Genomic DNA, 22,998 nt, shown 5'->3' on the forward strand with positions numbered 1-22,998 from the left:
AATCATAAACATTTTTTTCAAACTTGCCTTATTTCTTAATCAGGAAATTTCATAAAGCAACAAGTGGGATAATAGAGATAAACCATCAATCTTAGACTCCCTCAGTAGGGAGCCTAAATTATAAATTAACACCAAAAATAGATCGAACTTACTTACGACGCCAGCTTGTCCCTTGCGGACCATCTTCCAGTTCAATACCCATCTCATTTAACTGATTACGAGCAGAATCTGCCAGCGCCCAATCTTTGTTTTTACGGGCATCATTACGCTGCTTAATTAGCGCTTCAATTTTAGCAATCTCTTCATCGTCAGCCTGAACACCACGGTGCAGGAATTGCTCCGGCTCTTGTTGCAATAAACCTAGAATACCAGCCAACTTGCGTAATTCAGCCGCTAAACCATTCGCTGCGTCCATATCTTCTGATTTCAGGCGGTTAATTTCACGTGCCATATCAAACAATACCGAATAAGCCTCTGGCGTATTGAAGTCATCATTCATCGCTTCAATGAAACGCTCCTCAAATACTTCACCACCGGCCGGCTGTACAGAAGCATCTGTACCTCGCAGAGCTGTATAAAATCGTTCAAGTGCGGTACGGGCCTGCTTTAGGTTATCTTCTGTATAGTTAAGTTGACTGCGGTAATGGCCTGACAATAAGAAGTAGCGTACCGTCTCCGCATCGTAATATTCCAATACGTCACGGATAGTAAAGAAATTGTTCAGCGATTTGGACATCTTCTCTTTATCCACCATCACCATCCCTGAATGCATCCAGTAATTCACATACGGACCATCATGGGCGCAGGTAGATTGTGCAATTTCATTTTCATGATGGGGAAACATCAGATCAGCGCCACCACCATGAATATCAAAATGATTACCTAGCTGTTTACTGTTCATGGCAGAACATTCAATATGCCAACCCGGACGGCCCGCTCCCCACGGCGATTCCCAACTTGGTTCCCCAGGTTTGGACATTTTCCACAACACAAAATCCATCGGGTTACGCTTAACATCAGCCACTTCCACTCGCGCCCCCGCTTGTAACTGGCTGAGATCCTGACGGGAAAGTGATCCGTAATCCTGATCACTCTCGACGGAAAACATGACATCGCCATTATCCGCAACATAAGCATGACCACGTTTTATCAACGATTCGGTCAGTGTAATAATCTCCGGGATATGCCGGGTCGCACGTGGTTCCAGATCAGGGCGTAAGATATTCAGCGCGTCAAAATCTTTATACATTTCCGCCAACATACGGCCAGTCAGATCATCACAACTTTCACGGTTTTCTGCCGCCCGCTTGATGATTTTGTCATCAACATCGGTCACATTGCGTACATAAGTTAAATCGTATCCCAGATAACGCAGATAACGAGCAACCACATCAAAAGAAACAAAGGTTCTGCCGTGACCAATATGACACAGGTCATAAATCGTGATACCACACACGTACATCCCTACTTTCCCCGGATGGATTGGCTTAAATTCTTCTTTCTGACGGCTGAGGGTATTGAAAATTTTTAGCATCGAGATTTTCCGTAAATTCACTGTACGTGTGTTAAAAATAACGAATTGATAATTCTGGATTTATGTCCCTATCTCATCAATAACGGCTCGATATGGCATAGTCCAATAGGATATTGAAACCTGATATCAAGCGCTTTGCAAGGCTAGCGATCAATATAGCTTACTGAAACTAATAGGTACTGACTCATTATGGTATATGTGATATAAAAGCCGCCTGGTCCGAATGCTCTAACTGGGTTAGTCAAAACTATTATTAGGATTTCAATTATGGTGACTTTCCATACCAATTTTGGCGATATCGTAATTAATACTTTCGCCGACAAAGCTCCTGTAACTGTTGAGAATTTCTTGAACTACTGCCGCAATAGCTTCTACGATAATACTATTTTCCACCGTGTTATTAACGGTTTCATGATTCAGGGTGGTGGATTTGAACCTGGTATGAAACAAAAGCCGACGGATGCAGCTATCAAAAACGAAGCCAATAACGGTCTGAAAAACAACCGTGGTACTTTGGCAATGGCCCGCACCAACGATCCACACTCAGCAACTGCGCAGTTCTTCATTAACGTTGTTGATAATGATTTCCTGAACTTCCGTTCTGAGCGCCCTGATGGCTGGGGTTACTGCGTCTTTGCCGAAGTGACCGAAGGTATGGATGTTGTTGATAAGATCAAAGGCGTTTCTACCGGTCGCAGCGGTATGCACCAAGATGTACCACTCGAAGATGTTATCATCGAAAAAGTAACTGTCAGCGAATAACTCACTGAATATGTGCACACTTTTTATCGCAGATTTACATCTCAGCGAACATGAACCGGCAATCACTGCCGGTTTTCTGCGTTTTTTGCATGAGGATGCCATTCAGGCCGATAGCCTCTATATTCTCGGTGATCTGTTCGATTACTGGATCGGCGATGATGATAACAATCCTCTCCACCGTGAAATCGCTAGCGCATTAAAAACTGTGCAACAACAAGGTGTTACCTGTTACTTTATTCATGGCAACCGTGACTTTCTGTTCGGTTCGCACTTTGCAAAAGAGAGCGGCGTCATATTGCTTCCACAGGAAAAAGTACTAGAACTGTACGGTAAGCGAGTACTTATTCTGCACGGCGATACCTTGTGTACTGATGACGAAGATTATCAACGATATCGTAAGCGGGTTCATACCCCGTGGGTCCAACGTCTGTTTCTACTGCTACCTCTGTCTATCCGCCAAAAAATTGCCGTAAAAATGCGAGCCAACAGCCAATCGGTCAACAGCAGAAAATCCGAAGCCATTATGGATGTAAACCAGCAAGCTGTTATTGATGCTTTTGAGCGGTATCAAGCTGACTGGATGATTCATGGACACACCCACCGCCCTTTTGTACATGAAATTCCTCTGCATGATAAAACCGTTTACCGTGGTGTGCTTGGCGCATGGCATCATCAGGGATCGATGTTCAAAGTAACGGATACATCAATCGATCTTATCTCTTTCCCATTCTGATTAACCGGGAACCCCGACATCCAAGTGTCACAACAAAAGTATAAAGTAACGCAATCGTTTTCCTTAGCTTGTGAGCATGATATGATCCGCGGCCTTAAAGCGTTATTTTTATTCTGGTGGACGTTAAAACACAGGAGCATTTGATTTATGACTGCCCAGCCTGATTTAGCAGGAACAACTCAACACAATGCCAAAATCGCCATTGTCATGGGTTCTAAAAGCGATTGGACGACGATGCAGCACGCGGCTGATATTCTCACTTCTCTTAATGTACCTTTTCATGTTGAAATTGTTTCTGCTCACCGTACACCCGATAAACTATTCAGTTTTGCCGAGCAAGCTGAACAAAATGGTTTTGATGTCATTATCGCTGGCGCCGGCGGCGCTGCTCATTTACCCGGCATGTTGGCGGCTAAAACGCTGGTGCCGGTTCTCGGCGTACCCGTACAAAGCGCTACACTGAATGGGGTAGACAGTCTTTACTCTATCGTACAGATGCCAAAAGGGATTCCTGTCGGCACACTTGCAATTGGGAAAGCCGGCGCGGCAAATGCAGCTCTACTGGCGGCACAGATTCTGGCTCGTCATGATAAAGATTTACTGCAACGCCTCAGCCATTGGCGTGAAATACAAACTCAGGATGTACTCGATAATCCTGATCCGCGGGAGGAAGCATGAAGCCAGTTTGTGTATTAGGCAATGGTCAGCTCGGCCGCATGTTACGTCAAGCTGGTGAGCCTTTAGGTATCACGGTTTATCCTGTTGGCTTGGATGCAGAACCCGAAGCGGTTCCTTATCAAAATAGCGTTATTACCGCTGAAATTGAGCGCTGGCCGGAAACGGCTCTTACTCAGGAACTTGCCCGCCATAAGGCTTTCGCTAATCGAGATATCTTTCCCCGTCTGGCTGATCGGCTGCCGCAAAAACAGTTAATGGATAGCCTTGGACTGGCAACGGCTCCGTGGCAATTACTCTCCGATACCAACCAATGGCCGCAATTATTCTCTGAACTCGGTAGTTTCGTTATCGTTAAGCGCCGTACTGGCGGTTATGACGGCCGAGGGCAATGGCGTATTCGTCCCGGAGATGAAACAGCATTACCCGCTGATATTTATGGTGAATGTATTGCTGAGCAAGCCATTCCTTTCTCTGGCGAAGTTTCACTGGTCGGCGCCCGCAATAAAAATGGCGATTGTGTGTTCTACCCCTTAGCACATAATCTGCATCAAGATGGCATTCTCCGCGCCAGTATTGTTTCTCCTCAGGAAAATAACCAGTTACAACATTACCATTTACAACAACAGGCTGAAAATATGTTGTCAGCTATTATGCACGAGCTGAAATATATCGGCGTGATGGCAATGGAATGTTTTATTGTCGGTGATAATTTATTGATTAACGAACTCGCGCCACGCGTTCACAACAGCGGTCATTGGACTCAGAACGGCGCGTCTATCAGCCAGTTCGAATTACATCTTCGCGCTATTCTGGATTTGCCCCTGCCTCGACCAGAAGTCACTGCGCCGTCAGTTATGATCAATTTGATTGGTACAGATATCAATACCCAATGGTTAAGCTTGCCATTAGTACATTTACATTGGTATGAAAAAGAAGTTCGCCCTGCACGTAAAGTTGGTCATCTTAATCTTTCTCACTTTGATAAAAATGAATTAAAAGATACATTGCAGAAACTTGTTCCTATGCTGCCTCCTGAATATCAGAGTGGCCTTGAATGGGCGCAGGAAAAATTAATTTAACTAACGCCTAACACTAACGTTGTTTATTTATCGATCTTGTTATCTTGATTTGTATCCACAATAGTCCCACAGTAAGGATACAAATTAAGAGACAAAGAGGGACATATGAATACGGCTATATTAAAAGTTCGTGTTTCTGAAAAACTGAAAAATGCGATGGCACAAGCCGCCCGGAATAATAATTTGAATATGTCTAGCTTTGTCCGTCTGGTATTAACTAGAGCGACAAAAGAACACCATGTTCCTAATGCTACAACACAGGCAGCGATCCATGAGCTGGAAAGTGGTGGCGGTACAAGTGTAGGTACCATAGATGAATTTTGGGATAAAATAATAGATGACAAACGTCCATCAAAATAATCAAACGTTTGCCATTTAATGGCTTGGGATTAACTGTCGAAGCGGAAGTAAATAACTTACCGCCCCACATTCCAGCTTATTTATACCCGTCATCTTTCAAGTTGCCTCTTTGTTGGCTGCACTCGCTCACCCCGGTCACATAGTTTTCTATGCTCCCGGGGATTCACTCCCTTGCCGTCGCGATGCATCTTGAAATCCATAGGGTATATATTACTTCAAACTTCAAACTTCAAACTTCAAACTTCAATTATCATATTGATCTATTAGCATTCATCGATCTGGATATTGTGTCTACAATCGTTCTGGTTGTTTGATCTATTTCGTAATTAAGTAAGTCACCAACTTTAATATTACTAAGATTGGTAGCCCTTAACGTTTCTGGAATTAAATTCAATTCTATGGTTTTATCTTCTTCATTTATACCATTTATTGTCAAGCTACAACCATGTAACCCAATAAAACCTTTATGGAAAAAATATCTTATATTATCGCCAGGAATATTAATCACTAATCGATAAGTTTCGCCAGTTTTGATAAATTCAACGACTTCTGCCACACCTTCAATATGCCCATATAGACTATGACCGCCATTCTCTTTATTCATTTGATGTGATCTTTCAATATTAACTTCATCCCCCACATTTAAAAACTTTAATGTGGTCACATCAGCCGTAAAATCTGATATATCAAACCAGACGATATCGTTCTTAAATTGGGTGACAGTCAGGCATGTACCATTAATCGCCACACTAGCCCCCACAGAAACATCATCAAAGAAATGGTTATTATTACTGACGGTTAATGTACTAAACCCGTCTTTTTTATCAAGAGATAATACGCTTTCTTTTCCTTGCACAATTCCAGTATACATAATCACCCTCTTTTATTTATATTAAGTAGAAATGCCCTTGTTACATTAATAGAATTTATGATTTTCATGAATATATCTAATAAAATTTTATTAGCTCCATTAACCACATTTTCCTACCCCATATTTACAAAATATCTTTTATATACTTGATTTAAATAAAAATTTCAATAAAACATTTAAAAGCCAATAAACTACTTTACCCTATAGTTTTTAACTATATCAAGCTTTTTGTAGAATGGATTATTTCTTACTATTAAATTGACAATTATCAAATATAAACAGAGATAGAATCGAAGATTATTTTTATAACTTATGGAAACACTTTAATTTGAATATTCATCACTAACTGCTCTTTGAACTAAATATAACCACTAGAGCGGCTAATAATGCGCATCCTCCGCCGCTGCAAGCGACGCCATACCAAGAAAAATGCCAGGCTGCGACAGCTCCCAAAGAAGAACCTATTGCGCCACCGGCGAAATAACAGGTCATAAATACGGTATTTAGTCGACTGCGGGCATCAGGTAATAATGTATATAACCGTGTTTGATTTGCCACTAAACCCGCTCTGCTGCCAAGATCTAACAGAATAATACCGGCGAATAAAAATAGAATATTGTGGTTCGCGCCGCTAATTAGGCACAAGGCTAACGTCACCAATAAAGCGCCTGTGGTAACAATCGCTCTCCCGCCGAGGCGATCTGTCAACGAACCTATTACTGGTGAAGCTAGCATTCCCACAATGCCCGTTAAGCCAAAAAGACCGGCGATATCGCTTCCCCAACCGTAAGGTGGTTGGGACAGTAATAAGGCCAGAGAACCCCATAAAGTATTAAAAGCGGCGAACAGTAAAAAACCGGATAATGCTGCTTCACGCAAAAGGGGTTGTTGCTTTACCAACTTACCAAGTGAAATAAGAAGTTGGCTATAAGTCATAGTGTGTGATGTTTTTATTTCTGGCAGTACAAACCAGACCAGAAAAAACAGGAAGATATCAATTAAAGCTGCTAATACAAACATTTCACGCCAACCGAAATGCTCTCCAACCGCACCACTCAATGCTCTGGCAAGCAGTGCTCCAGCGAAAAGGCCACTCATCAGACTTCCTACCGCCCGGCCACGCTTTTCTGGTATTACCCAACCGGATACGGCGGGAATGATGATTTGTGCTGAAATAGAAGTTAGCCCCACAATCAGACTACTTGTCAAAAGACATGTAAAATTTGGGGCTGTGGCACATAAGATAAGACTGACTATGTTACCGATTAAGAGGCAGAAAATCAGCTTGCGACGGCTTAGTGTATCGCCAAGCGGCCCAAAAAAGAGAAGCCCCGCCGCGTAGCCAATCTGCGTTAGTGTCGCGATCCAGCCGGATATTGAACCATTAACGCTAAAACTTGTCCCAATTGTTGGCAATAGTGGTTGGTTATAATAAATATTCGCGACAGCAAAACCACAAGCTACAGATAATAAGATAAGAGAAATGGAAGAAATAGGATTTGGTTTAATTGCTGTATTTGACATGGGAACTCTCAGCATTTGGGCCGGAATTATGATGAAGTGATTCTGGCACCATTTTGAAATCGTGGGAATAAAGAGAGCGAACGAAATTGTTTTGCATAGAATGCAAAAGTGATAGCGCTACCAGATGTTATGTATTATTTGTAATATATGAAATGTATAGGTAAAAATTGCGATGAAAGATTTATTACGTACCGATATGCTAACAACATTCATTCATGTTGTCCGTTCACAAAGTTTTTCTGCCGTTGCTCGTTTGCAAGGTATGACTGCGTCTTCTATCACTCGTCAGATAGACAACCTTGAAAAAATGCTAGAGACAAAACTATTCTTTCGCTCTACTCGTGGTTTATCACTGACTGACGCAGGGGAGATTTTATTTGCAAGGGCGCAAGGTATTATCAATGATCTTGTCGATGTCCAGGCTGAGTTGGCGGCGTTGAATGGCGAACCGCAAGGGGCATTACGCATAGCTTGCCTGCCAACGTTTGGACGCCAACATATTATTCCGATGCTAGCGGAACTATTCACGCGATATCCTAAAATTCAGGTTGAACTTGATCAAACCGAGCGTTTGACTGATCCGGTCAGGGATCGTCTCAACGCAGTTATTCGTATTGGTGAATTAAAGGACAGCACACTTTATTCAAAACGCATCGCCACACAAACTTGGGTTATTTGTGCCAGCCCAAACTACATTCAAAAGCATGGAACACCGACAACACTGACGGAACTGAGTGAACACTACTTGCTTGATAAACATCATGACCCCGCAGGTATTTGCTGGTCACGTTATCGCAGTGCTATTAACTTCAACGATGATAATAGAATTTTTTGCAGCGATGACTTTGAAACATTGAGAATGGCCGCTGTCAGTGGATTTGGGATAGGGCTTTTACCTAATTGGGTGGTATCCACCGATATTCGTTCTGGAAAATTGGTGCCTTTATTTAATGATCCTGATGGACGTAAAGAAGATATTTATTTACTGCGGGCACTTGCTCACCCGCCAGCAAAATTAACAGTATTTATGTCGTTATTGCAAAAGAGGCTTGCCAAGACGATTTAGTCTTGGAATACCTAACTATTCATAATCTATTCTTTATTTTTTGAATATGTACTTCATGTATAAGTGATTTGTGAAAAATGCAAAGATACATTGAGCTAGTTAGGGTTAATTACTCAAGATAAATATTAACAAAGATATTTTATCTATATATTTTAAAACCAAAGCAATAATTATTTAAATTCGAAAATGATTTTGATTATACAAAAAAGACGCCAATTTATTATTATTTTTCATTACTATTTTCCATTTAAAATAAATTATATATTTAAGTTAACTAAAATATAATTAAAAAATATTTTCACAAAACCATTAATCAACAATATTTCCCCAACTCTCAACACAAAGTTAAATAAAAAACCTATTACTAATTCAATAATCAGTGTATTAGTAACACTGAAAAATCACTAAGGTTAAAATAATCTTATCTTTCTACTCCCTCCTCCTTTCATCAATAAAATCAAATATCCCTTTGACAAAACCGTCTCATTAGATCAATGTTAGCAATCACCAGCCCAATACCGCATGAGAAAGGGAATCTTCGTGTTACTTGCCACAAAAATCCATAATACGAAAAACTATCCCCCGCTTTTTTTCACCTCAAGGCTCTCTTCTCCATTTTGTGGCGCCGCTTATCTGGCAATGATTTGGCGCTGGATAGGCACTCGATTAAGGAAGAGCGGATTACCTGCAATGCTATTACTGCTGTCGGCAATCAATCAAGCTCAAGCCGGTCATTTTGTCAATTTTCAATCGATTGATACCAGCCTTTATATGCAATTTGAAAATCGGGTCGATCCCCAAAAAACCATTTCGCCGATTTTAGAAGCTTTCGGCGACTATAGTGTCGGCGATATGTACGTCTATAGTATTTGGCAAAACTCGCTGCAAAGTGATTACCAAGGTGATAAAAGCACTTACTATTATAAATTTGTCCCCAGAGTGAGCTTGAGTAAAGTTACTGGTAATGACATCTCTTTTGGGCCAGTGAAAGATATTTTGTTCGCTCAATGGGTTGCCAAAACGAAAGGGGTAGATTACGACTATTTCCCCGGTATCAGTATTGACTGGCAAGCTAGCTGGATTAGCTGGTTACGTACAATTTTTTATTTTGAGAATAACGCCAAAGGAAGCTGGAATGATCAGCGAATTCATATCGATTACGGCATTCCCTTCAATAATAGCTTAGGAGATTTTCGGGTTGTCGGCACTTTTGACTATACCTTAGGTTTGCATGGACAGCCTGAAACTATCGATTTCAAACCAGAGTTACATTACGATTTAGGGAAACTCCTTGGTCATCAATCCGGTCATTTATGGACAGGCATTGTTCTGAACCCCATAAAAAATAAATACAAAATAAGAGATACCCCTTATTATCGAACGGATCAATTTAGCTACGGGCTCTTTATTCGATATAGTTTTTTCTGATATCGGAATAAAATATCAGAAATTTTCTGATGGCCTTTATCCTGATGGAGTCAAAATGCCCATTCAACATGACCAGTTCGGACGTACTTATCAGTGGCTCCTACTGATACTTTTGGGTTTGATTTACTTTCTGGTCACCGCAACCACATTTACTTCGCTAGGCGTTGTATTACCTAGCATGATTAAGGAATTACACTGGAGTTGGACTGATGCCGGTTTAGGGTTCACGTTACTTGGCCTGTCATGCGGGCTGTCCAGTTACCTCCCAGCGATGTTTATTCGTCGTACCGGCGTCCGCGCTACCTTAATGATCGGTACTCTCACCTTTATCACCAGTTTTTACATCCTCTATAACACCCACAGTATCGCAGCCTATTTTACCGGTACCACATTATTAGGAATTGGCTTTAGTCTTATGGCGACGGTTCCCGGTACTTATGTCATTAGTCGACTTTTTAAAAAACAGTCATTAGCCTTTGGTATCTATTTCACCATTGGAGGATTAGGAGGCGTGGTCGGTCCGTGGATCTATTTCCTGGCAACAATATTTTGGGAAAACTGGCGTATGCACTGGGCAATTTCCGGGATATCACTCACTCTGATTAGTTTATTAACCATTTTATTTATGCGCGAAGGTAAAAAGGAAAACGCCCACGCTGAAAAGGTTAGTAAAAATCAACAAGACCAGCTCCCCACCAGTATCTATCGCACCAAGGAAATATGGAACGTCCGGCAGGCGCTGCACACTTGGCAATTTTATGCCATTGCCGCCGCTTATACCTCTTTTTTACTGTGTGGGATAACCGTTAATAGTTTTGCAGTCGCCCATATTACTGAAAACGGATTCAGTGAATCTGTCGCTGCCTCCTCACTCAGTATTTTGGCTTTTATCAACGCATTCTCACGATTTGCAGGAGGCGCTGTTGGTGAATGGCTCGATCCCAAAAAATTGCTTATCGGTAGTCTGTCGATAATTATCTGCGGCCTTATCGCACTCAGTGTCACCACTTCATGGACATTTTTAATCCTGTTCACATTGTGTATTGGCATCGGTTATGGCATGACTTTTCTGGCATCCAGTATATTGCTATTCAATTATTTTGGGCGCACGCCTTACTTGGAACTGTTTTCGGTGATGAATCTAATCTCTACTACCGCCTGTATCGCCCCTTTCCTAGTGGGCGCAATTAAGGATTATTCAGGTAGTTTTACACCGGCATTTCTCATTATCGCCATACCAGTGCTAGCTATTCTGATCATCACATTCATGATGCAACCACCGTCACAAATCGTGAAGAAATGTCCTGATGACAACACACTACTTAACTGAATTTAACAATAAAATGAACCTATAAAATATTCCTTACCACAGACAAACAAGGAATTAATCATGGCAAAAAAAGAATTCGGTGTATTTCTACCCATAGCGAAAGGTGGATGGATTATTTCCAAAAATACACCACCACTCGATGCTTCTTATCAGCAAAACCGTGAAGCGGCTATTCTGGCTGATCAAATTGGTTTGGATTTCATCATGTCGATGAGTAAATGGCGTGGCTTCGGTGGTGAAACGGAACATTGGGGCTGTTCGCTGGAATCCGTTACGATGATGGCCGGTATTGCCGAAGTGACTCATCATGCCCGGCTGATCGCAACCATGCATGCCGGGCTGCATAATCCCGCCGTGACAGCCAAAATGATTGCGACACTGGATCAAATTAGTCATGGCCGCGCCGGGCTGAATATTGTCTCTGGTTCATTCAAAGACGAATTTGAACAAATGGGGGAATGGGATAACAATTTAGACCACGATCAACGTTACGCAATGACCGAAGAGTGGACCCAATTGATCAAACGGCTTTGGAGTGAGAAGCAGGTTAATCATCAGGGAGATTACTTTAATTTCAAGAATTGTGTTTCTGAGCCTAAACCTGTTTCCGTTCCGCGCCCTTATTTGGTCTGTGCCGGTCAATCAGAATGTGGGCTACGTTTTAGTGTACGGAACACCGATGTGTGTTTCATTGGTGGTAAAGATGAAGAAGAAACGCGACAAATTAATCTAATGGCTAAGCGTCTTGCAGCCGAATACGACACAACCACCAAAACCTTTTGTATGTGTACGATTATTTGCGCTGAAACAGATGAAGAAGCTAAAACGCTGGCTGAGTTCTATCGTGATGGCTTGGATATAGACGCAGTTAAAAGCATGATGCACAGTTTTGGCGTCGATATTGACGGAAAAAGCAATGCGATGGTTGAAAGATCCCAAAACGCTTTTATGACCCACACTGCTATCGGCAACCCGGAAACATGTCGTAAACAATTGTCAGATTTACTGCGTGAATGCGAACTGGACGGGGTTATGTTGATCTTCCCTGATTATGTTAAGGGATTGACCACTTTCGGCGAGAAAATATTGCCACAACTTAGAGCCGAATTTACCTAAACAACGATATACCCGTTATTTTTCAAGTTGCCTCTTTGTTGGCTGCGCTCACCCCGGTCACATAGTTCGCTATGCGACCGGGGATTCACTCCTTTGCCGTCGCGATGAATCTTGAAATCCATAGGGTATAGTAGGCCAATAAGCTTGGAATAGGTTCATCACATCTCGACGAGCGATTACCCATTCCCTGAATGTCTGCAAATATCGCCCCTTTATCCCTGAACTCGCCGGTGTAATCCCGTCCCCCGTAACAACCGAAGCCCCAACCCGCTTCCACACAATGAAAGTAACAAGCTGCTGATTATTGGTAGTAATAGCCACATCTGCCATGCTGGTTGCCACGGAAAATCAAATACCTTGGTCTGCAACAACCAAAGCGCAACTTCAGCTCCCAGTGCCGCAGTAAAACCCGCCATTAATCCAAGCAGAGCAAATTCATTCCAAAGGGTACGACGCAGTAACTGTTTACTGGCTCCCAAGGTGCGGTAAACCACCAGTTCAAGTTGCCGTTGATGCATCCCTACCTGAACCTGTGCCAATAGCAGTAATGCGCCGCAGACCATGACCAACCCAACCATAACCTCCAACGCCTTACTGACCTGCTGCAAAATACCCTGAATTTGCTTAATCATCGCGCCGGTATCAAGCAGGCTCAAGGTTGGAAATTGACGATTAAGATCCGTCAGAAGTCGGCCATCGCCTTCATAATGGAAACTAGTCAGCCAGGTTTGCTGCTGATTCTCCAATGCTTGTTTCGGGAAAATAAAAAAGAAATTTGGCCGCAAACTTTCCCAATCCACCAGTCGAATACTGCTAACTATGGCGCTAAATTGCTGCGTATCACCACTGAATGTTAGCTTATCGCCAATTTTGATTGCCAAACGCTCTGCAAGACCTTGCTCAATAGAAACTTCATCCGCCTTTGGCGGCCAGTGACCTTCCACCAAGGTATTAAACGGAGGTAATTCCTCTTTCCATGTCAGGTTCAACTCCCGCTGTACCGTGTTGCTATCCGATTCCCTAGCCTCTGCCCACGCGATAGCTGACTGACCATTAATTTCTGTTAAGCGAGCCAATACCACTGGATAGAATGCCGTAGGTTTAACCTGATACTGAGCCAGCAAATGTTCTACTTGTGGAATTTGCTGTCCAGTCATATTAATCAGAAAATAGTTTGGACTGTCCGGAGGCAATTGTTGCTGCCAACGGTCAAGTAAGTCTCCCCGGACCACCAGCAACAAAGCAAATAACATAAAGGATAAAGAGAAAGCGGCCAGTTGGGCTCCTGTCTGGAACGGCTGCCGCAGTAGTCGATTAACCGCCAGGCGAAAACTGAGCTGGCGGAGTTTCAAATGGCGTAATAGCCACAATCCTCCCCAACCAAACACCGCCAGTAATAGCGCAACCATCACCATGCCAGCCAGTAACGCCCATAGCATAGGTTTGGTTCCAACCAACAGACCCAACCCGCTAATGACCATCAATGCCGCCAACGGCAGGTAATAGCGCAACGGCCAGATAGGCGCGATAACATCATCACGCAATACCCTTGATGGTTGGGTTGCCATTAACTGCTTGTACGGACGTATTCCCACCAGTAAAGCGATAACAGATAACGCGCCTAACGCCCATATCCACGGCCAGAATCCGGCTTGCGGCAACATTTTCGGTAACATGGGCGCCAAAATCTGTACGAGCAGATATTCAAACATCAATCCCAGAAGCGTCCCCACTACCGCTGCCGCAATCAATATCACTAGCCATTGACCAATCACCCATTTACGCAACGCCCAACGCCCGGCACCCAGTGTTTTTAGCACCGCGATTAAGTCATGACGGCTACGGCAATAGTGGGTCATTGATACCGCTACCGCGGCGACAGCGAGTAATAATGTCAGCAAAGCCGATAACAACAAGAATTGCTGCGCCCTTTCAATGGATTTCGCGAGCGCCCCACTATCCTGTTTCAAGGTATACCAGCGCTGATCAACTTTAAGTTGGGGATCAATGAACTGCTGATACTGATAAACCGCTTCTTTATCGCCAGAAAACATATAACGATAAGTCAGACGGCTACCCGGTTGAATCGCTCCGGTAGATTGAGCATCATCAAGACTGATTAAAATCCGAGGCGCAATCTGAAAGGGATTGAAACCACTGTCCGGTTCCTGAATTAATTCTCCACTCACCTTAAGCGTGGTATCTCCGACATCCAGATTATCGCCAACTTTGATTTTCAACAGTTCAAGCAAACGAGGCGCAACCAGTGCTGTTCCTTTTTCCGCTTTCAAACCCGGTGGATGGGTTTCCAGCTCACCATATAGCGGGTAACGACTATCCGCCGCTTTTACATTAGCAAGTTGAGGAATATCCCCGGCATAAGTCATTGTGGTGAAAGAGAGCTGGCGACTCAACTTTAATCCCAGACTTTTCGCCTGTTGTAACCATCCTTCGTCTACCGGATAAGCCGCACGCAGGACTAAATCACCCGCCAGAAAATCCCGACTCTGATAATGAACACTTTGATCAATCCGATCACTTATCCTTCCCAGCGCCAGCACACAAGCCACCGCCAGCGTAAGCGATAACCAGACAATCAATAAAGAAGGAGTGCGCCACTCGCGCCAAAACCAACGCCAAATCATCTTTCTTCCCTCAATTTGCCATCAACTAACCGCAAACAACGTTGACAACGAGCCGCAAGCTGGCTGTCATGCGTGACCAGAATTAATGTTGTGGCGTAATCACGATTGAGAGAAAACAGTAAATCAGCAATCCGATCACCAGTTTGCCGATCCAGATTACCCGTCGGCTCATCAGCAAACAGAATTTTAGGTTGGCTGCTGAATGCCCGCGCCAATGCCACCCTCTGTTGCTCACCACCAGAAAGTTGGGCCGGCATATGTTTCAAACGTTTTCCCAATCCCAATTGTTCCAGTAATTCAACCGCTTGTTTCCTGCTACTCTGTTCAGATTCGCCACGCAATAAAGCAGGAAGCTGGACATTTTCCAATGCGTTCAACGTCGGAATTAACATAAATGACTGAAAGACAAAACCGACATTTTCAGCCCGCAGTTGCGCCCGCCGTTCCTCGTTCATCTGGCTTAAATTATGCCCTAGCAGCCAAACCTCGCCGTCACTGCCATCATCCAACCCGGCAATAATGCCAAGCAATGTGGATTTACCCGAACCCGATTCTCCCACTAAAGCGATAGTCTGTGCCGACTCGACAACCAACTCGACTCCCTGCAATATAGTGATCTTATTTTCTCCCTGACCAACGTGCTTACTAAGATGCTGAACTTCAAGAATACTCCCCGTTACCATTTACTTTTCCTTTTATTAGTGATGCTATTTAGCGCCAGAGCGACTGCGGCTGATACCCTTCTGATTCTCGGAGATAGCCTTAGTGCCGGTTATCATCTGTCTATTGAGCAGTCATGGCCTGCTTTGATGGAAAAAAAGTGGCGGAAATCCGGTAATAAAATCACGGTCATCAATGGCAGTATCAGCGGTAATACCGCCGCTCAAGGTCTTGAGCGGCTACCTGAATTACTTAAACAACATAAACCCCGTTGGGTACTGATAGAACTGGGCGCCAACGATGGACTACGCGGTTTTCCTCCACAACAAACAGAGCAAGATCTGCAACAAATCATTACGTTAGTGAAACAAACCAATATTCAGCCTTTATTGATGCAGATCCGTCTGCCGCCAAACTATGGGCGCCGTTATACCGAATCTTTTGCCAAGATTTATCCCAAATTGGCAGAACATAATCAAATCCCCCTGCTTCCGTTTTATATGGAACAAGTCGCTATTAAACCGGAGTGGGTGCAACAAGATGGATTACATCCTAATCTGGCAGCCCAACCATTTATCGCCGACTGGATGTCTGACACACTATCAGCACATCTTAATTATTCTTAAGTAGTAAACTATTAGTTTCAACAAATTGATGTCTATAAGCAGGTAAAGTTATGCAAAAGTCCGTTCTTATCACCGGCTGTTCCAGTGGAATTGGTCTGGTGGCGGCCAAAACACTACATCAGCGGGGCTATAGAGTATTAGCAGCCTGCCGGAAACCCGCAGATTTACAACATATGCGCGAGTTAGGACTGGAACCTATCGAATTGGATCTTGATGACAAAATGAGTGTTGAACGCGCCGCCGCCGAGGTCATCAGGCTCACCAATGGCCGTCTTTACGGGCTGTTTAATAACGGCGGCTTTGGTATTTATGGCCCACTAAATACGATCAGTCGTGAACAACTGGAACGGCAATTCTCTACTAATCTATTTGGTACACATCAACTTACCTGCTTATTACTTCCAGCAATGCAACTTCATGGTGAAGGCCGTATTATCCAAACCAGTTCAGTTATGGGACTAATTTCAACCCCAGGCCGCGGCGCTTACTCCGCCAGTAAATATGCCTTGGAAGCCTGGTCAGATGCATTAAGAATGGAATTAGCCGGAACCGGAATTAAAGCTTGTCTGATTGTCCCTGGCCCGATAAAAACACGTTTCGCAGAAAACGTGAATCAAACGCAAAGCGATAAACCGGTCAGAAACCCCAGGATCGCCCGCCATTTTACCCTAACCCCCGAAGCCGTTGTGCGCAAACTGATCCATGCTCTGGAAAGTCCGAACCCCAAATTACGTTATCCAGTGACTTGGATAACCCACGCAGTCACGATTATGCGCCGGATTTTACCAGGAAGAGTAATGGATAAAATACTGAGTAAGCAGAGCGGTACAACTTGAAAGTTAAGAAAATAACCTCAATCTATTTAATCATACCCTGCGACAACCAAATTTAAGAGACTAATTATATGTTACCAACTTCTACTGGAATTAATGTTAACGAAAGCAATCTACATCAAACCGTTGAACAGTCTATGACTGTACCTGTTTTATTTTATTTTTGGTCTGAACGTAGCTCTCATTGTCAAGAATTAGGCGTAATATTGGATAAACTGGCAGCAGAATATGCAAATCAATTCATATTGGCAAAAGTGGATTGCGATAAAGAGCAAATGGTCGCGGCACAGTTTGGCTTACGAGCCATTCCTACGGTTTATATTATGCAACAAGGCCAACCGGTAGATGGTTTTCAAGGGCCACAACCTGAAACAGTTATTAGAGAGATGCTTGCCCGCGTATTACCCAAGCCGGAAGAGTTGAAAGTCGCTCAGGCAGAGGAACTTATCGCAGCGGGAAAACATCAGGAAGCGCTGCCACTACTGAAAGAAGCCTGGCAATTAGCCCCCAAAAACAGTGAAATCGCACTTATGTTGACCGAAGTGCAAATTATGCTCAATAATATAGAAGAAGCCGAGGAAATTCTGAGTCTTATTCCATTACAGGACCAAGATACTCATTATCACAGTTTACTGGCTCAAATTGAGTTACAAAAGCAAGCGGCGGATACACCAGAGATCCAACAATTGCAGCAAGAATTCGCCATTCAACCAGAAAATGCAGAGCTGGCTGTTAAGCTCTCGCTGAAACTGCACGAAGTTAGTCGTAATGAAGAAGCGCTGGAATTATTACTTAGCTTCCTGAAAAAGGACCTTTCCGCTGCCAATGGCGCAGTACGGAAAACAATGATGGATATTATGTCTGCAATGGGGACCAGTAACACCCTGGCTTCAAAATACCGTCGCCAGGTCTATTCACTACTTTACTGATTTATTTAATTGTAAGGAATTGCTATGGATTTATTCGCTTTTGGTGCCGTACCCATTCTGATCTTTATTGCGGTGGTTATTGTCTTTACTTGTGTAAAAACAGTGCCACAAGGCTATCAATGGACGGTAGAACGCTTCGGTCGTTATACCCGGACTTTATTACCGGGTTTGCATATTATCGTCCCTTTTATCGATCGCATTGGCCGTAAAATTAATATGATGGAACAAGTGTTGGATATTCCTTCACAAGAGGTAATTTCCCGCGATAACGCCAATGTTACTATTGATGCGGTCTGCTTCATTCAAGTTGTCGATCCTGTTCGAGCGGCTTATGAAGTCAGTAACCTTGAACTCTCCATTATCAATCTGACGATGACCAACTTCCGTACCGTTTTGGGTTCAATGGAGCTGGATGAAATGCTGTCACAGCGTGATTCTATCAACAGTCGTCTATTGCATATTGTTGATGAAGCCACTAACCCGTGGGGAGTGAAAATTACCCGTATTGAAATCCGTGATGTGCGTCCACCCAAAGAGTTGATCTCCGCCATGAACGCACAGATGAAAGCAGAACGTACAAAACGTGCTGATATTCTGGAAGCGGAAGGTATTCGTCAGGCGGCTATTCTGAAAGCAGAAGGAGAAAAACAGTCTCAAATTCTGAAAGCGGAAGGGGAACGTCAATCGGCATTTCTCCAGGCAGAAGCACGTGAACGCGCCGCCGAAGCGGAAGCTCGCGCAACTAAAATGGTGTCCGATGCGATTGCTGACGGTAACATGCAAGCAATTAACTACTTTGTTGCCCAAAAATATACGGACGCACTGACCAGTATCGGCGCCTCCGATAACAGCAAAGTCATTATGATGCCTCTGGAAGCGAGCAATCTAATGGGTGCGATTGGCGGTATTACTGAACTGATTGGCGAAAGCAAAAAAGGTAAGTAATCATGATTGCACAGATTGCGGCTCAAACACCCTGGCTCTGGTTCTCTTTTGGCGGCTTACTGTTAATCGCAGAGCTTCTTGGAACCGGCGGCTATCTGTTATGGACGGGGATAGCCGCTATCGTTGTTGCGTTTGTCACCTGGCTGCTGCCAGGAATGAGCTGGGAATGGCAAGGCGTTCTGTTTGCCACTCTGACGCTGCTTTCCGCAATATTATGGCGCTACTGGTTACGTCGCCGCCCCTCAAAAGGCAGCGATAACCTAAACCAGAAAGACCACCAACTTATCGGTATCCGGGCCAAACTAGCTACAGACACTGAAAATGGTTACAGCCGGATCAAACTGGCTGATGGAAGCTGGCGGGTTCACTGTGACAGTGAACTACCCGCCAATACCGAAGTAGAAGTAATCGCTGTTGATGGCATTACCCTGAAAGTAAAGCCGGTCAATTCTCAGTGATGAGAGCAACAACCCGATAAATGATCTATGATGGGGCATTCAGCCCCATCATCTCCAGGGCACTCTTCCGCCAAAGATAACAATTTACTTCTCATTTTCTGCAACTCTTCAATCGCCTTTTCTATTTCAGCCACCTTATGCAAGGTTGCCGTTTTTACATCAGCACTGTGACGATTGGGATTGCGAAATAACACTAAAAATTCACGGCATTCATCAAGCGTAAAACCGACCTGTTTCGCCTGACGCAACAGCGTTAATTCATCAATATGTTTCTGCTGATAATAACGGTAGCCGTTATCCCCCCTTGCCGGCGGTGTAATCAGATCCTTTTCTTCATAAAACCGAATAGCTTTACTGGTAAGACCGGTTTTTTGGGCAACTTCACTGATGTTCATTTTTCCCCTTGACCTTACCCTTGCGGGAAGGTTTAACCTTCGCAACAAGTCAGAAACTCACTTGAACTGTGTAGATATCATCAATTATCACACAGGTGTGAAGAATAATTACATCACTATGTGTTAGGAGTTTTTTTATGTCACACACAATCATTTTAACCTTGCAGGGACTCTCCTGTATGCATTGTGTTAACAGTGTGAAAAAGGCACTGGCAAATCGTGCAGATGTGGAACAGGCGGATATTACGATTGATTATGCCAAAATCACCGGCGCAGCCTCTGCTGAATCATTAATCGAAACAATTCAAGCAGCCGGTTACGATGCGATAATCGCCAGCCAACCTGACGTTGAACTGGCGCTCTCCGGCCTGAGTTGCATGCATTGTGCCGGTACGACTCGTAAAGCGCTGGAGGCCGTAGATGGCGTTATCGCCGCAGATGTGAACACTGAAACAGCTAAAATTTACGGTAAAGCCGATGTCGATACGTTGATTGCTGCTGTTGAACAAACTGGCTATCACGCAAAACTCGCTTCTGGGCAAAACTCCCCAAAATCTGAGCCGCTGACACTACCTGCTTCGAATAGACCGGAACCTTTGGCAGCGGCAACCTCCTCTGTTCCGGTCGAAAAAACTGACGTCTCCGTTGTGAGTGATAGCAATGATAGTATCCAGTTGCTGTTGGACGGCATGACTTGTGCCAGTTGCGTGAACAAAGTTCAGAAAGCATTACAAGGTGTTGATGGCGTGGAAAATGCCAGAGTGAATCTTGCTGAACGCAGCGCTTTAATTATCGGTAGTGCCTCACCAGAGACACTGATTAAAGCCGTAGAAAAAGCCGGGTATGGCGCAGAACTGATTCAGGACGAAGCTGAACGGCGTGAACGTCAGCAACAAGCTTCTGACGCTAATATGCGCCGTTTTCGTTGGCAATCAGCATTAGCATTGGTCGTCGGTATTCCCGTGATGGTGTGGGGCATGATGGGCGATAATATGATGCTCACACCTGAAAACCGTCATATCTGGCTGACTATCGGCGTTATCACGCTTGCCGTGATGATCTTTGCCGGTGGTCACTTCTATCGCAATGCATGGCAAAGCCTGAAAAACCGTAGTGCCACAATGGACACATTGGTGGCATTAGGAACCGGCGCAGCCTGGCTTTACTCTATCAGTGTCAATCTATGGCCGGATATTTTTCCGCCACAAGCCCGTCATCTCTATTATGAAGCCAGCGCGATGATTATCGGCTTGATAAACCTGGGTCATGCTCTGGAACAACGTGCCCGTCAGCGTTCTTCAAAAGCACTGGAGCGTCTGCTAGACCTGACGCCACCGACTGCCCGTGTGGTGACAGAAGATGGCGAAAAAGAGATGCGATTGGCTGATGTCAAACCCGGCATGACATTACGTTTGGCAACCGGTGATCGTGTTCCCGTTGATGGTGAAATCATTCAAGGTGAGATTTGGATAGATGAAGCAATGCTCACCGGTGAGCCGATTCCACAGCAAAAATCCAAAGGTGATAACATTCATGCCGGTACGACAGTGCAAGACGGTACGGTGCTGTTTACTGCCGCCGCAGTTGGCAGTCAGACAACATTAGCACGAATTATTAAACTGGTCCGTCAGGCGCAAAGTAGTAAGCCCGAAATTGGTCAGTTAGCAGATAAAATTTCCTCCGTGTTCGTTCCCGTTGTGGTCGCCATTGCCCTGATTGCCGGTGCTATTTGGTATTTCGTGGGTCCAGCGCCACAGATCATGTATTCATTGGTCATTATTACCACCGTGTTGATTATTGCCTGTCCCTGTGCCCTTGGGTTGGCGACTCCGATGTCAATTATCTCTGGTGTCGGCCGGGCAGCAGAATTTGGGGTTCTGGTGCGGGATGCGGATGCGCTGCAACAAGCGAGCACCTTGGATACCCTTGTTTTCGATAAAACCGGTACGCTGACGGAAGGGATGCCTCAAGTGACTGATATCCACACTTTCAATGGGTACAGTGAACAAGAGGTATTGCGTTGGGCTGGCGCACTGGAAAAAGGTTCTAACCATCCATTAGCCAAAGCCATTCTTGCCAAAGCCGAAGGGCTGCAATTACCGCAAGTTGAACAATTCCGTACTCTGGCTGGACTCGGTATCAGTGGTGAAGTGAATGGCACAATCTTGTTGCTAGGTAATCAAGCCTGGCTAGAACAAAATCAAGTTGATACGCAAGAATTAAAACCGCTGATTGCTCAACAGGCAGAAAAAGGCATCACACCGGTTCTCCTGGCAGCAGGAGGTAAAGCGGCGGCAGTGCTATCAATTCGCGATCCACTGCGTGAAGATACCATTACTGCATTACAGCGATTACATCACCAAGGCTACCGTTTAGTGATGCTGACCGGTGATAACCCGGCTACTGCCAATGCGATTGCAAAAGAAGCAGGTATTGATCAAGTGATTGCGGGTGTATTACCTGATGGCAAAGCTGAGGCGATTCAGAAACTGCAAGCAGCAGGTCGCAAGGTTGCTATGGTGGGGGATGGTATTAACGATGCTCCTGCCCTAGCTCAAGCTGATGTGGGGATTGCAATGGGAGGTGGTAGCGATATCGCCATTGAAACCGCGGCGATAACACTGATGCGTCATAGTCTGCATGGTGTGGCTGATGCGATTGAACTGTCCAAAGGAACGCTGCGCAATATGAAACAGAACCTATTGGGGGCATTTATCTACAACACATTAGGGATTCCAATTGCCGCTGGTGTGCTCTATCCCTTTACCGGAACCCTGTTAGATCCGGTAGTCGCAGGTGCGGCAATGGCGCTCTCTTCAATTACGGTGGTGAGTAATGCTAACCGCTTATTGAGGTTTAAACCTAAATTATGAATTACTAAAGAAATAAGTCTGCTTTGATGATGTTGGGGTGAGTCGTAAAGTGAGTCGTAAAAATGCGCATCCATGATCGCATTTTACACTTCTACCCCAGCACTTTTTCATATAGCAATGTCCCCCATGTTACTGCATCAAATCACCACATCT

21 protein-coding genes are annotated in these 22,998 nt (G+C 44.3%); 15 read left to right on the forward strand and 6 right to left on the reverse strand.

Annotated features, from left to right (window positions below; all coding sequences use genetic code 11):
- Positions 1–148: 148 nt before the first annotated feature.
- Positions 149–1,534, reverse strand: coding sequence for a cysteine--tRNA ligase (gene cysS, locus B0X70_RS18750; RefSeq protein WP_040150091.1), 1,386 nt, complete (start codon positions 1,532–1,534; stop codon positions 149–151).
- A gap of 267 nt (positions 1,535–1,801) precedes the next feature.
- Here cysS and ppiB point away from each other — a divergent pair, with 267 nt between their 5' ends.
- The 5 genes from ppiB (at position 1,802) to B0X70_RS18775 (ending at position 5,146) form a co-directional block, all read left to right on the forward strand.
- A complete protein-coding gene (gene ppiB, locus B0X70_RS18755; RefSeq protein ID WP_217470102.1) occupies positions 1,802–2,296 on the forward strand; it encodes a peptidylprolyl isomerase B in 495 nt (164 codons plus the stop codon).
- A 10-nt stretch (positions 2,297–2,306) separates the two neighbouring features.
- Complete coding sequence (gene lpxH, locus B0X70_RS18760) at positions 2,307–3,029, forward strand: UDP-2,3-diacylglucosamine diphosphatase (protein ID WP_217470103.1); 723 nt, start codon at positions 2,307–2,309, stop codon at positions 3,027–3,029.
- 147 nt (positions 3,030–3,176) lie between these two features.
- Positions 3,177–3,707: a 5-(carboxyamino)imidazole ribonucleotide mutase gene (gene purE / locus B0X70_RS18765; protein WP_040150085.1), complete on the forward strand. Its 531-nt coding sequence runs from the start codon at positions 3,177–3,179 to the stop codon at positions 3,705–3,707.
- The gene (gene purK, locus B0X70_RS18770; RefSeq protein ID WP_217470104.1) at positions 3,704–4,786 is read left to right on the forward strand and encodes a 5-(carboxyamino)imidazole ribonucleotide synthase; all 1,083 of its coding nucleotides are present in this window, start codon (positions 3,704–3,706) and stop codon (positions 4,784–4,786) included. Before purE ends, purK begins: the two co-directional genes overlap by 4 nt.
- 105 nt (positions 4,787–4,891) lie before the next feature.
- Entirely contained in the window at positions 4,892–5,146 is a 255-nt protein-coding gene (locus B0X70_RS18775) for a type II toxin-antitoxin system RelB/DinJ family antitoxin (RefSeq protein ID WP_036808970.1), read from the forward strand.
- A 250-nt stretch (positions 5,147–5,396) separates the two neighbouring features.
- On the opposite strand, the gene B0X70_RS18780 is transcribed toward B0X70_RS18775, so the two are convergent.
- Positions 5,397–6,017: a riboflavin synthase gene (locus B0X70_RS18780; RefSeq protein WP_036808967.1), complete on the reverse strand. Its 621-nt coding sequence runs from the start codon at positions 6,015–6,017 to the stop codon at positions 5,397–5,399.
- Between the two features lie 342 nt (positions 6,018–6,359).
- Positions 6,360–7,541, reverse strand: coding sequence for an MFS transporter (locus B0X70_RS18785; RefSeq protein ID WP_110090801.1), 1,182 nt, complete (start codon positions 7,539–7,541; stop codon positions 6,360–6,362).
- Between the two features lie 172 nt (positions 7,542–7,713).
- Here B0X70_RS18785 and B0X70_RS18790 point away from each other — a divergent pair, with 172 nt between their 5' ends.
- From B0X70_RS18790 to B0X70_RS18805, 4 genes are all read left to right on the forward strand, one after another.
- On the forward strand, positions 7,714–8,607 hold the full coding sequence (locus tag B0X70_RS18790; RefSeq protein ID WP_217470106.1) for a LysR family transcriptional regulator: 894 nt from the start codon (positions 7,714–7,716) through the stop codon (positions 8,605–8,607).
- 540 nt (positions 8,608–9,147) lie between these two features.
- The gene (locus tag B0X70_RS18795; protein ID WP_246593340.1) at positions 9,148–10,035 is read left to right on the forward strand and encodes an outer membrane protein OmpK; all 888 of its coding nucleotides are present in this window, start codon (positions 9,148–9,150) and stop codon (positions 10,033–10,035) included.
- A gap of 55 nt (positions 10,036–10,090) precedes the next feature.
- Positions 10,091–11,365: an MFS transporter gene (locus tag B0X70_RS18800; protein ID WP_046394880.1), complete on the forward strand. Its 1,275-nt coding sequence runs from the start codon at positions 10,091–10,093 to the stop codon at positions 11,363–11,365.
- Positions 11,366–11,425: 60 nt separating this feature from the next.
- Positions 11,426–12,481, forward strand: coding sequence for an LLM class flavin-dependent oxidoreductase (locus B0X70_RS18805; RefSeq protein WP_036808956.1), 1,056 nt, complete (start codon positions 11,426–11,428; stop codon positions 12,479–12,481).
- 212 nt (positions 12,482–12,693) lie between these two features.
- Here the strand turns inward: B0X70_RS18805 and ybbP are convergent, their stop codons facing one another.
- The gene (ybbP, locus tag B0X70_RS18810) at positions 12,694–15,126 is read right to left on the reverse strand and encodes a putative ABC transporter permease subunit YbbP (protein ID WP_217470108.1); all 2,433 of its coding nucleotides are present in this window, start codon (positions 15,124–15,126) and stop codon (positions 12,694–12,696) included.
- Complete coding sequence (gene ybbA, locus B0X70_RS18815; protein ID WP_105397709.1) at positions 15,123–15,809, reverse strand: putative ABC transporter ATP-binding protein YbbA; 687 nt, start codon at positions 15,807–15,809, stop codon at positions 15,123–15,125. Before ybbA ends, ybbP begins: the two co-directional genes overlap by 4 nt.
- Here ybbA and tesA point away from each other — a divergent pair.
- The 5 genes from tesA to B0X70_RS18840 all read left to right on the forward strand — a co-directional run bounded on the left by tesA (position 15,780) and on the right by B0X70_RS18840 (position 19,577).
- Positions 15,780–16,412, forward strand: a complete 633-nt coding sequence (tesA, locus tag B0X70_RS18820) for a multifunctional acyl-CoA thioesterase I/protease I/lysophospholipase L1 (RefSeq protein WP_217471768.1) — start codon at positions 15,780–15,782, stop codon at positions 16,410–16,412. The two genes, ybbA and tesA, sit on opposite strands and share 30 nt — an antisense overlap.
- 50 nt (positions 16,413–16,462) lie before the next feature.
- Positions 16,463–17,248: an SDR family oxidoreductase gene (locus B0X70_RS18825; RefSeq protein WP_036775204.1), complete on the forward strand. Its 786-nt coding sequence runs from the start codon at positions 16,463–16,465 to the stop codon at positions 17,246–17,248.
- Between the two features lie 68 nt (positions 17,249–17,316).
- Entirely contained in the window at positions 17,317–18,174 is an 858-nt protein-coding gene (locus tag B0X70_RS18830) for a co-chaperone YbbN (RefSeq protein ID WP_217470110.1), read from the forward strand.
- A 24-nt stretch (positions 18,175–18,198) separates the two neighbouring features.
- Positions 18,199–19,119 (forward strand): SPFH domain-containing protein, encoded by a 921-nt coding sequence (locus B0X70_RS18835; protein ID WP_036775200.1) that lies wholly within the window; start codon positions 18,199–18,201, stop codon positions 19,117–19,119.
- A gap of 2 nt (positions 19,120–19,121) precedes the next feature.
- Positions 19,122–19,577, forward strand: coding sequence for an NfeD family protein (locus B0X70_RS18840; protein WP_217470111.1), 456 nt, complete (start codon positions 19,122–19,124; stop codon positions 19,575–19,577).
- Here B0X70_RS18840 and cueR read toward each other — a convergent pair.
- Entirely contained in the window at positions 19,571–19,972 is a 402-nt protein-coding gene (cueR, locus tag B0X70_RS18845; RefSeq protein ID WP_040150066.1) for a Cu(I)-responsive transcriptional regulator, read from the reverse strand. The genes B0X70_RS18840 and cueR overlap by 7 nt on opposite strands.
- Positions 19,973–20,109: 137 nt before the next feature.
- Here cueR and copA point away from each other — a divergent pair, with 137 nt between their 5' ends.
- Positions 20,110–22,845: a copper-exporting P-type ATPase CopA gene (gene copA / locus B0X70_RS18850; protein ID WP_217470112.1), complete on the forward strand. Its 2,736-nt coding sequence runs from the start codon at positions 20,110–20,112 to the stop codon at positions 22,843–22,845.
- Positions 22,846–22,998: the final 153 nt, after the last annotated feature.

Source organism: Photorhabdus akhurstii, from assembly GCF_019090985.1.
GTDB lineage: Bacteria > Pseudomonadota > Gammaproteobacteria > Enterobacterales > Enterobacteriaceae > Photorhabdus > Photorhabdus akhurstii.

Coding starts and splice junctions, on each gene's coding strand:
- cysS (WP_040150091.1), bottom strand. CDS start 1,534: ATGCTAAAAATTTTCAATACCCTCAGCCGTCAGAAAGAAGAATTTAAG.
- ppiB (WP_217470102.1), top strand. CDS start 1,802: ATGGTGACTTTCCATACCAATTTTGGCGATATCGTAATTAATACTTTC.
- lpxH (WP_217470103.1), top strand. CDS start 2,307: ATGTGCACACTTTTTATCGCAGATTTACATCTCAGCGAACATGAACCG.
- purE (WP_040150085.1), top strand. CDS start 3,177: ATGACTGCCCAGCCTGATTTAGCAGGAACAACTCAACACAATGCCAAA.
- purK (WP_217470104.1), top strand. CDS start 3,704: ATGAAGCCAGTTTGTGTATTAGGCAATGGTCAGCTCGGCCGCATGTTA.
- B0X70_RS18775 (WP_036808970.1), top strand. CDS start 4,892: ATGAATACGGCTATATTAAAAGTTCGTGTTTCTGAAAAACTGAAAAAT.
- B0X70_RS18780 (WP_036808967.1), bottom strand. CDS start 6,017: ATGTATACTGGAATTGTGCAAGGAAAAGAAAGCGTATTATCTCTTGAT.
- B0X70_RS18785 (WP_110090801.1), bottom strand. CDS start 7,541: ATGTCAAATACAGCAATTAAACCAAATCCTATTTCTTCCATTTCTCTT.
- B0X70_RS18790 (WP_217470106.1), top strand. CDS start 7,714: ATGAAAGATTTATTACGTACCGATATGCTAACAACATTCATTCATGTT.
- B0X70_RS18800 (WP_046394880.1), top strand. CDS start 10,091: ATGCCCATTCAACATGACCAGTTCGGACGTACTTATCAGTGGCTCCTA.
- B0X70_RS18805 (WP_036808956.1), top strand. CDS start 11,426: ATGGCAAAAAAAGAATTCGGTGTATTTCTACCCATAGCGAAAGGTGGA.
- ybbP (WP_217470108.1), bottom strand. CDS start 15,126: ATGATTTGGCGTTGGTTTTGGCGCGAGTGGCGCACTCCTTCTTTATTG.
- ybbA (WP_105397709.1), bottom strand. CDS start 15,809: ATGGTAACGGGGAGTATTCTTGAAGTTCAGCATCTTAGTAAGCACGTT.
- B0X70_RS18825 (WP_036775204.1), top strand. CDS start 16,463: ATGCAAAAGTCCGTTCTTATCACCGGCTGTTCCAGTGGAATTGGTCTG.
- B0X70_RS18830 (WP_217470110.1), top strand. CDS start 17,317: ATGTTACCAACTTCTACTGGAATTAATGTTAACGAAAGCAATCTACAT.
- B0X70_RS18835 (WP_036775200.1), top strand. CDS start 18,199: ATGGATTTATTCGCTTTTGGTGCCGTACCCATTCTGATCTTTATTGCG.
- B0X70_RS18840 (WP_217470111.1), top strand. CDS start 19,122: ATGATTGCACAGATTGCGGCTCAAACACCCTGGCTCTGGTTCTCTTTT.
- cueR (WP_040150066.1), bottom strand. CDS start 19,972: ATGAACATCAGTGAAGTTGCCCAAAAAACCGGTCTTACCAGTAAAGCT.
- copA (WP_217470112.1), top strand. CDS start 20,110: ATGTCACACACAATCATTTTAACCTTGCAGGGACTCTCCTGTATGCAT.